Raw genomic sequence first — 8,156 nt, forward strand, 5'->3', positions numbered from 1 at the left:
GCAATGGAAAAGGACCGGGCGTTGAAGGCGGAGGCATTTTACGACGCGGCGCCCGATGAGCAGGTGCTGGCGACTGCGGAAGCAGATCTCCGGCAGCTTATGGGTATGTCTGGGTGATGGAGGGCGCGCGCCTGCCAGGGGCATGTACACCGCGCAGCCACAGGTGTTCAGCAAAATCATAGATACCATACACATGGTCAGAGCCTGCTTGCCACAGGCTTTGGCCTTTTGGAACGCATGATCCAGCAGGAAGGCCACCCGGGGCAGATAGCCGAAATCCTCCAGTAATGTAAAAAGCGGAAAAAAGATGGCCATGGGAGGGAGCATGACGCTGACCACCCAGGCAAGCACCCGATATACCCCCAGTACCAGAGCGCCGTGGAGCCATGCAGGGGCGTTAAACCAGACAAACAGATCGCTCAGCCGGTCCTGGATCCAGAACAGGCCGGCGGACAACAGCTGGGAGGGGTAGTTGGCGCCTTCAATGGTGAGCCACAACACGGCCGCCAGCAGGAGCAGCATGGTGGGTACGCCGGTGGCTCGGGCGGTGAGCAGCCGATCCAGCCGTTCGCCGCCCGAGGTTCCGCCTCCTTGTGGAAGGGCAGCCTCTGCGGCCTCGTGGGCGGCCTGGACCAGGCTGGCAGCCAGCGCGCCGCCCAGATCGTCCACGCCGCTTCGGGACAACTGCTCCCGAGCTTTGCACAGCGCCTGCTGGAGGGGATGGTCGGCCCGGGGGTCCCAATCCAAATGGCGGAGCAGACTGGCAGGAAGCGTGGCGTCGCCCTCCAGTAAGCGCAGGGCGGTCCAGTGGGCATTCAAGCGGCCCTGGAGACGCTCTTCCAGCAGGGGGCGGAGAGAAGCAACAGCAAACTCCACCGCCGGCGGGTATCGTACCGAACGGGGGGCGGGCGGCGTCGGGCTGGACAAAAGATGATCCAGGGCCGCCAGCAGGTCGTCCAGCCCCTCCTCTCGACCGGCGGAGATTCCCACCACGGGTACGCCCAGGTGATCGGCCAGCCCGTTCAGATCAAGCTGAATGTGTTTGCGGGCGGCCTCGTCCAGCAGATTGACGCATACAACCGTGCGGGGTTCCAGTTCCAATGTCTGAAGGACTAAATTCAGGTTGCGCTCCAGGCAGGTGGCGTCGCATACCACCATCGCACCCTGGGCGCCGCCGAAACAGAGAAAATCCCGGGCCACTTCCTCCTCGGCGGAGTGGGCCAGCAGGGAATAGGTACCGGGCAGATCCACCAGGTTATAGGCTTGCCCCCGCCAGAGACAGCGGCCCTGGGCTACCGTTACCGTTTTTCCGGGCCAATTACCGGTGTGCTGACGCAGGCCGGTCAGGGCATTAAAGAGGGTGGATTTTCCAACGTTTGGGTTGCCGGCCAGAGATACCACCAGTTCCTGTCCGCCTGTGAACGACAATGGAACTGTGGCGGCAGCGCCCAGGCCAGTGGCTGTGCGTGTCAGTCCCATAGCGCGCCTGCCAGTCTGACGCCGCTGGCGTCCCGACGCCGCAGGGCAATGACAGCCCCCCGGATCAGATAGGCCGCCGGGTCGCCGGCGGGACTGACCGCAGTACAACTGACCGCAGTTCCGGGTACCAGGCCCAAGTCCAGCAGACGCCGGCGCATAGCCGGTTCTGCCGACACCTCGGCCACCTGGCCCCACTGACCTACCCGGAGGGCATCCAAGGTAATGGTACTCATATCAAAACGCTCCTCGTTGTCGGTTAAAATGTGGGGCCGGTGCAGGCCGCCACACCCTATCCTATTGCAGGTAACGGCAGATGGTGCGGGAGAAAAAATCCAGGCTTACCCAGAATATGTATTGACTAATGACGGGGTATCCATTAGAATAACAAAGCAATCGGTCACTTTTTGCCGCAGCGGGTCGCTGCGGCTCTCTTTTCGGTCAGGAGGTTTTCCATGTCACAACTGCAAGAAAACAAAATGGGAGTCATGCCGGTCAAACGCCTGGTGCTGTCCATGTCCCTGCCTATGATGATTTCCATGCTGGTACAGGCTTTGTACAATGTAGTGGACAGCTACTTCGTAGCCAAGGTCAGCGAGAATGCGCTGGCAGCCGTGGGACTGGCATTCCCGTTTCAGAACCTGATGATCGCCGTCAGCGTGGGTACCGGCGTGGGCGTGAACGCATTGCTTTCCCGCAGCCTGGGCGCAAAGGACTATGAGACGGCCAACCGCACGGCTGAGAACGGCGTTTTTCTTGCGGTAATCAGTACCCTGATTTTCTCTGCTGTGGGCGTGCTGCTGGCGGAACCCTTTTTCCTGGCCCAAAACAGCGACCCGGATATCGTGGGCAAGGGCGTGGCCTATCTGCGCATCTGCGCCGGTTTCTCCTTCGGCCTGTTCCTGGAGATCATGTTTGAGCGGCTGCTCCAGTCCACCGGGCGCACCTTTTATACCATGATCACCCAGGGTGTGGGCGCCATCATCAACATTATCATGGATCCGGTCCTCATTTTTGGCGTGGGTCCCTTCCCGGAGATGGGTGTGGCAGGTGCCGCCGCAGCAACCGTGCTGGGCCAGATTGTGGCTGCCGTCCTGGCCCTGATCTTCAACATTACCCGCAATCATGAGATCCAGCCGAGGCTGAAAGGGTTTCGGCCCCAGGGACATATTGTTGGCCGGATCTACAGCGTGGGTATCCCCACCATTGTACTCAACTCCATCAGTTCGGTGATGACCTTCGGAATGAATCTGATCCTGGGCGCCATCTCCACCTCCACCGCAGTGGCTGTGTTCAACGTCTATTTCAAGCTGCAGAGCTTTGTATTTATGCCCGTATTCGGCCTGAACAACGGAATGGTACCCATCGTCTCCTACAATTTCGGCGCGCGAAAGCGCAAACGACTCACCGAAGCGGTGTGGTTCAGCGCCGCACTGGCGGTGGGGATCATGATGGTAGGCCTGGCAGTGATCCAACTGTTTGCCGCGCCCATTCTGGGATTGTTTGAGGCGTCCCAGGATATGCTGGACATCGGCGTGCCTGCCCTGCGGATCATCAGTCTGTGTTTTGCCTTCGCAGGGTTTAATATCGTCTGCTCCTCCACCTTCCAGGCTTTGGGCAACGGCGTGCTGAGCATGATCATGTCCATCGTCCGCCAACTGGTGGTGCTGCTGCCGGCAGCCTATCTTCTCTCCCTCACCGGACGGGTGACGGCGGTATGGTGGGCGTTTCCCATCGCGGAAGTGGCCTCCCTTGCTCTGTGCCTGTTCTTCCTCCGCCATACCTTCCGCAACGTGATCCTTCCGCTGGGAGATGAAAAAGAAGCATAAAAAATGCGCCGCAAATGCGGCGCATTTTTTTATGCTCACTTCAGGTCGGGCAGCGCGTTCAGCAGGCCGTCCACATCGGCCTCGGTGGTGTTAAAGCAGCAGACGAAACGTACCACGGTGTGGGTCTCGTCGTAGGGACACCAGTCCTCATACTGGCACACCTCATCCAGCACCGGCTTTTTGTCATTGGGTGCAATGACGAACACCTGATTGGTGGGGGACTCCACCCACAGCTTCCAGCCCTTGGCCTTCAGCCCCTTCTGGAGACGAGCGGCCATCTCATTGGCCTGGCGACCCATCTTGAAGTACAGGTCGTCCTCAAAAAGGGCCAGGAACTGGGCGCCCTGGATCCAGCCCTTCTCCATAACAGCCAGCATGCGCTTCTTCATGCGGAAGAAACCTTCGGTCAGCTCGGGGCGGGTGATGACCAGAGCCTCGCCGTACATGGAGCCGTTCTTGGTGCCGCCGATGTAGAAGGCGTCGCACAGGTGGGCAAACTCAGGCAGGGTCAGATCGTTGGCGTCGGAGGCCAGAGCGCAGCCCAGCCGGGCGCCGTCCACAAAGAGCAGCAGGCCGTTTTCGTGGCAGAAGTTGTACAGAGCGGTCAGTTCCGCCTTGGTATAGACGGCGCCGTTCTCGGTGGAGTTGGAGATGTAGACCAGGCCGGGCTTGGTCAGATGCACGTCCTCATGGAGCTTCAGCAGGGGCACCAGCTGCTCCGGGACGATCTTGCCGTCGGGAGAGGCGGGAACGGTAAGGATCTTGTGGCCGGTGGCCTCAAAAGCGCCCACCTCATGGCCGTTCAGGTGGCCGGAGTCGGGGCAGATAGCCGCCTCCCAGGGCTTGAGCAGGAAGGCGCAGGCCAGCACGTTGGCCTGCGTGCCGCCGATGACGAATTCCACCATAGCGTCGGGGCAGCCGCACACCTCACGGATGCGGGCCTTGGCTTTTTCGGTGTACTTGTCGTCGCCGTAGCCGATGTTGCCCTCCAGGTTGGCGGCGCACACCGCCTCCAGTACCTTGGGATGGGCCCCGAAGGAGTAGTCGTTGCGGAACCAGAATTTCATCTTTATACCCTCCATTTAAAAGGGCAGGCGGCCTGAGGCCGCCCACCCGTTTTTACCCAATCAGAACTTAAAGGAATCCTTTAGACTCACCGAGCGGTTGAAGACCAGATGGCCGGGTTTGGAATCCTTGTTGTCCACGCAGAAATAGCCCTGACGCAGGAACTGGAAGGATGCGGGGGCTTCCACGTTGGCAAGGCCAGCTTCCACCTTGGCGCCGGTCAGCACCTCCAGAGAGTTGGGGTTGAGGCAGTCCAGGAAATTCTTGTCGCCGGCGTCGGGATCGGCGTCGGTAAACAGATTGTCGTACAGCCGCACCTCGGCGTCCACGGCGGTGGCGGCGTCCACCCAGTGGATGGTGGCGCCCTTTACCTTGCGGCCGTCGGCGGGGTCGCCGCCGCGGCTGTCGGGATCGTAAGTGGCAAAGATCTCGGTAATGTTGCCGTTTTCATCTTTGGCGCAGCCGGTGCATTTGATGAGGTAGGCGCCTTTCAGCCGGCACTCGGGGCCGTCGGGATAGAGCCGCTTGTACTTGGGTACCGGTGTCTCCAGGAAGTCCTCGGCCTCCACATACAGGTTGCGGGAGAAGGTAATCTCCCGGCTGCCGGCGGCGGGGTCGTTGGGGTTGTTCTCCACGGAGAAGGTCTCGCTCTGGCCCTCGGGGTAGTTGGTGATGGTCAGCTTGACGGGGCGCAGTACCGCCATGACCCGCTGGGCCGTCAGGTTCAGATCCTCCCGCAGGCAGTGTTCCAAAAAGGCGTACTCCACGGTGGAGGCGGCCTTGCTCACGCCGTTGCGCTCGGAGAAGTTGCGGATGGCCCGGGGGGTGTAGCCCCGACGGCGCAGACCGCACAGAGTGGGCATGCGGGGATCGTCCCAGCCGGATACCCGGTTCTCCTCCACCAGCTGGCGCAGCTTGCGCTTCGACATGACGGTGTAGTTGATGCCCAGCCGGGCAAACTCGATCTGCCGGGGCTTGGCGGGGACAGGGCAGTTGGCAATGACCCAGTCGTACAGAGGACGATGATCCTCAAACTCCAGGGAACACAGGGAGTGGGTGATCCCCTCCAGGGCGTCCTCCAGAGGATGGGCGAAGTCGTACATGGGGTAGATGCACCACTTGTCCCCCTGACGGTGGTGGTGCATGTGGTTGATCCGGTAGATAACGGGGTCGCGCATATTGAAGTTGCCGCTGGCCAGGTCAATTTTGGCCCGCAGGGTCATACGGCCGTTTTCAAACTCGCCGGCGCGCATCCGGGCGAACAGATCCAGAGACTCCTCCACAGGGCGGTCCCGCCAGGGGGAGCGGGCGGGGGTATTCACATCGCCCCGGAATTCCTTAAACTGCTCGGGGGTCAGCTCGCACACATAGGCCAGGCCCTTTTTGATCAGCTCCACGGCATACTCGTACATTTTCTCAAAGTAGTCGGAGGCGAAGTAGAAGCGGTCGCCCCAATCGTAGCCCAGCCAGTGGATATCCTCCTGGATGGCCTCCACATACTCCACGTCCTCCTTGGTGGGGTTGGTGTCATCCATGCGGAGGTTGCAAAGCCCGCCGTACTTCTCGGCGGTGCCGAAGTCAACAAAAATCGCCTTGGCATGGCCGATGTGCAGGTAGCCGTTGGGCTCCGGGGGGAACCGGGTGTGGACGGTCATGCCTTGGAACTGACCACCCTGGGCGATATCCTCGTCGATGAAATCATGGATGAAGTTCTGGGTCATGGTGGCGTTCAGCTCTTCTGGCATTTGGTTTCACTCCTTTACTTTAATACGAACCAATATTTTACCCCGGAACAGGAAAAAAAGCAAGAGCGGAAACACCGGCGTTGGATGGACGTCATAAGAAGGAGCGGCAAGCATAGGATGTTCTGAGGTGAACAAGCTATGATCGGGGTGTTGGAAGTGAAACAGGAGCGGGGCCGCAGGCCCCTCCTGGAGGAGCGGCGGCTGATGGGACTGCGGTGTCTGTGGGCGACAGTGCCTGTGGCGGAGCGTGTGAGCGAGAAGCGGCGGCTGCGCAGGGTGAAGCGGGGCGCCAGAAGTCTGGTTCAGGCAGGGGTGCGCCGGGTGCTGACAGCGGCGGCCTTTCCATATTGGGACGCACTGAACGAGGCGGGGCTGCGGGGGGTGGACCCGGAGGCTTTTTCCCAGGCTCTGGCCGTCCCCTTGACGCTGGCAGCCCTGGTCCGGCAGGATTGCGCGCCGGAGCAAGCTGCGGTGCTGCTGTCGGGGCGGTGGGTGGACCACGCCATGTTCCGGGCGGCGGAGACTCTGTGCCCCATGGTGCGTCACCTGTCGGTGGACGCCGGGGACGAGGGCGAGGAACTGGCCGACTGGCTGCGGGCCGAGTTTGGCGCGGCAGTCCGGCCCGCCGGGGGAACGGAAGCGAATGTGGCGCTGTGTTTTGGGCCGGAGATCGCACCGGCGCGGACGGTGTTTCGGCTGTGGGGGCCGGAGCCTGATCTGGCGGGCTTTTTGCCTGTATTGGCGGCCGGAGGACTGCCCTCAGGACTGGACCGGCTGCCGCTGCTGGCCCTGCTGTGGGAGGAGGGACGGGTATCGGTCAAACAGCTTCGCATACTGCCGCCGAATTCCAGACAATTGACTTGACAGAAGGGTGTAAACTACATATAATATCATATTAACGTGGCGGAGTGTTTCTGTTCTGAACTTATGGGGATCCGTTCCGGTCCCGTTCTGTATAGAAGAAGAGCAAACAAGGAAAGGTGTGCGCGATCGACATGGCAAAAGAATTCAAACTCAGCGCCGAGCGGTTGGAGGAGCTGAAACAGGAACTCACCTATCTGAAGACCGTTCGTGAAAAAGAGGTGGCCGATCAGATCAAGGAGGCCCGGTCCTTCGGCGATCTGTCTGAGAACAGCGAGTACGACGAGGCCAAAAACGAACAGGGCAAACTCTATTCCCGCATTGCGGAGGTGGAGAACATCCTGTCCAACTATGTTGTGATTGAGGAACATGAGACCGATCCCAACTCCGTCCGGCTGGGTTCCACCGTCAAGGTGCTGGATCTGGAGTTTGAGGAGGAGGAGAGCTACCAGGTGGTAGGCTCTCAGGAGGCCGATCCCATGAACGGCCGCATTTCGGAGGACTCCCCCTTCGGAAAGGCCCTGCTGGGCCGGGCCGCCGGGGATGAGGTCCAGGTGGAGGCCCCCGCCGGTATATTAAGGTATCGTATCCTGGAGATTCAAAAGTAAGGAGCAAGAGCAATGAGTACTGAAGAGAGAAGCGTCAATCAGCCTGAAGAGCAATCCCTGTCCGAACAGCGCCTGATCCGCCGCGCCAAGCTCAAGGAGCTGCAGGAGGCAGGCCAGGACCCCTTCCAGATCACCAAATATGTGGTGAAGCATCACTCTGCCGATATCAAGGAGAACTTCGAGGCCCTGGAGGGTACCGAGACCTCCATTGCCGGCCGCATCATGTCCAAGCGGGGCATGGGCAAGGCCATGTTCTGCGATCTGCAGGACGTGAAGGGCCGCATCCAGCTGTATGTCCGCATTGACGAGCTGGGCGAAGAGGCTTTTACCAAGTTCAAAAAGATTGACATCGGCGACATTGTGGGTGTGGAAGGCGAGGTCTTTAAGACCAAGCGGGGCGAGATCTCTGTGAAGGCCCATAAAGTGACCCTTCTCTCCAAGTCCCTCCAGCCCCTGCCCGAGAAGTTCCACGGCCTGACCGACAAGGAGACCCGTTACCGTCAGCGCTATGTGGACCTGATCATGAACGAGGACGTGCGCCGCACCTTCCAGATCCGCACCGCCTTCATCAA

General features: G+C 60.4%; 8 protein-coding genes. 4 read left to right on the forward strand and 4 right to left on the reverse strand.

All coding sequences use genetic code 11. The annotated features are described in order from the left end of the window. Both Q0K43_RS09045 and Q0K43_RS09050 read right to left on the reverse strand, forming a co-directional pair. Positions 1-1,479: FeoB small GTPase domain-containing protein (locus Q0K43_RS09045; protein WP_297290223.1), on the reverse strand; the 1,479-nt coding region annotated here is incomplete at its 3' end. After that, positions 1,470-1,712, reverse strand: a complete 243-nt coding sequence (locus tag Q0K43_RS09050) for a FeoA family protein (protein ID WP_297290224.1) — start codon at positions 1,710-1,712, stop codon at positions 1,470-1,472. The genes Q0K43_RS09045 and Q0K43_RS09050, both read right to left, overlap by 10 nt. 219 nt (positions 1,713-1,931) lie before the next feature. On the opposite strand from Q0K43_RS09050, the gene Q0K43_RS09055 reads away from it, so the two are divergent. Beyond that, the gene (locus tag Q0K43_RS09055; protein ID WP_297290225.1) at positions 1,932-3,305 is read left to right on the forward strand and encodes an MATE family efflux transporter; all 1,374 of its coding nucleotides are present in this window, start codon (positions 1,932-1,934) and stop codon (positions 3,303-3,305) included. Between the two features lie 35 nt (positions 3,306-3,340). Here the strand turns inward: Q0K43_RS09055 and Q0K43_RS09060 are convergent, their stop codons facing one another. Continuing rightward, positions 3,341-4,372: a threonine aldolase family protein gene (locus Q0K43_RS09060; protein ID WP_297290226.1), complete on the reverse strand. Its 1,032-nt coding sequence runs from the start codon at positions 4,370-4,372 to the stop codon at positions 3,341-3,343. Between the two features lie 60 nt (positions 4,373-4,432). Then, on the reverse strand, positions 4,433-6,115 hold the full coding sequence (locus Q0K43_RS09065) for a glutamine--tRNA ligase/YqeY domain fusion protein (RefSeq protein ID WP_297290227.1): 1,683 nt from the start codon (positions 6,113-6,115) through the stop codon (positions 4,433-4,435). 138 nt (positions 6,116-6,253) lie between these two features. On the opposite strand from Q0K43_RS09065, the gene Q0K43_RS09070 reads away from it, so the two are divergent. The 3 genes from Q0K43_RS09070 to Q0K43_RS09080 form a co-directional block, all read left to right on the forward strand. Continuing rightward, positions 6,254-6,979 (forward strand): hypothetical protein, encoded by a 726-nt coding sequence (locus tag Q0K43_RS09070; protein WP_297290228.1) that lies wholly within the window; start codon positions 6,254-6,256, stop codon positions 6,977-6,979. Between the two features lie 131 nt (positions 6,980-7,110). Next, positions 7,111-7,584, forward strand: a complete 474-nt coding sequence (greA, locus tag Q0K43_RS09075) for a transcription elongation factor GreA (RefSeq protein WP_297290229.1) — start codon at positions 7,111-7,113, stop codon at positions 7,582-7,584. Positions 7,585-7,596: 12 nt separating this feature from the next. Continuing rightward, the coding region (locus Q0K43_RS09080) for an OB-fold nucleic acid binding domain-containing protein (protein WP_297290230.1) at positions 7,597-8,156 on the forward strand (560 nt) is incomplete at its 3' end.

The sequence above is a fragment of the uncultured Flavonifractor sp. genome, assembly GCF_944383115.1.
Classification (GTDB): Bacteria; Bacillota; Clostridia; order Oscillospirales; family Oscillospiraceae; genus Flavonifractor.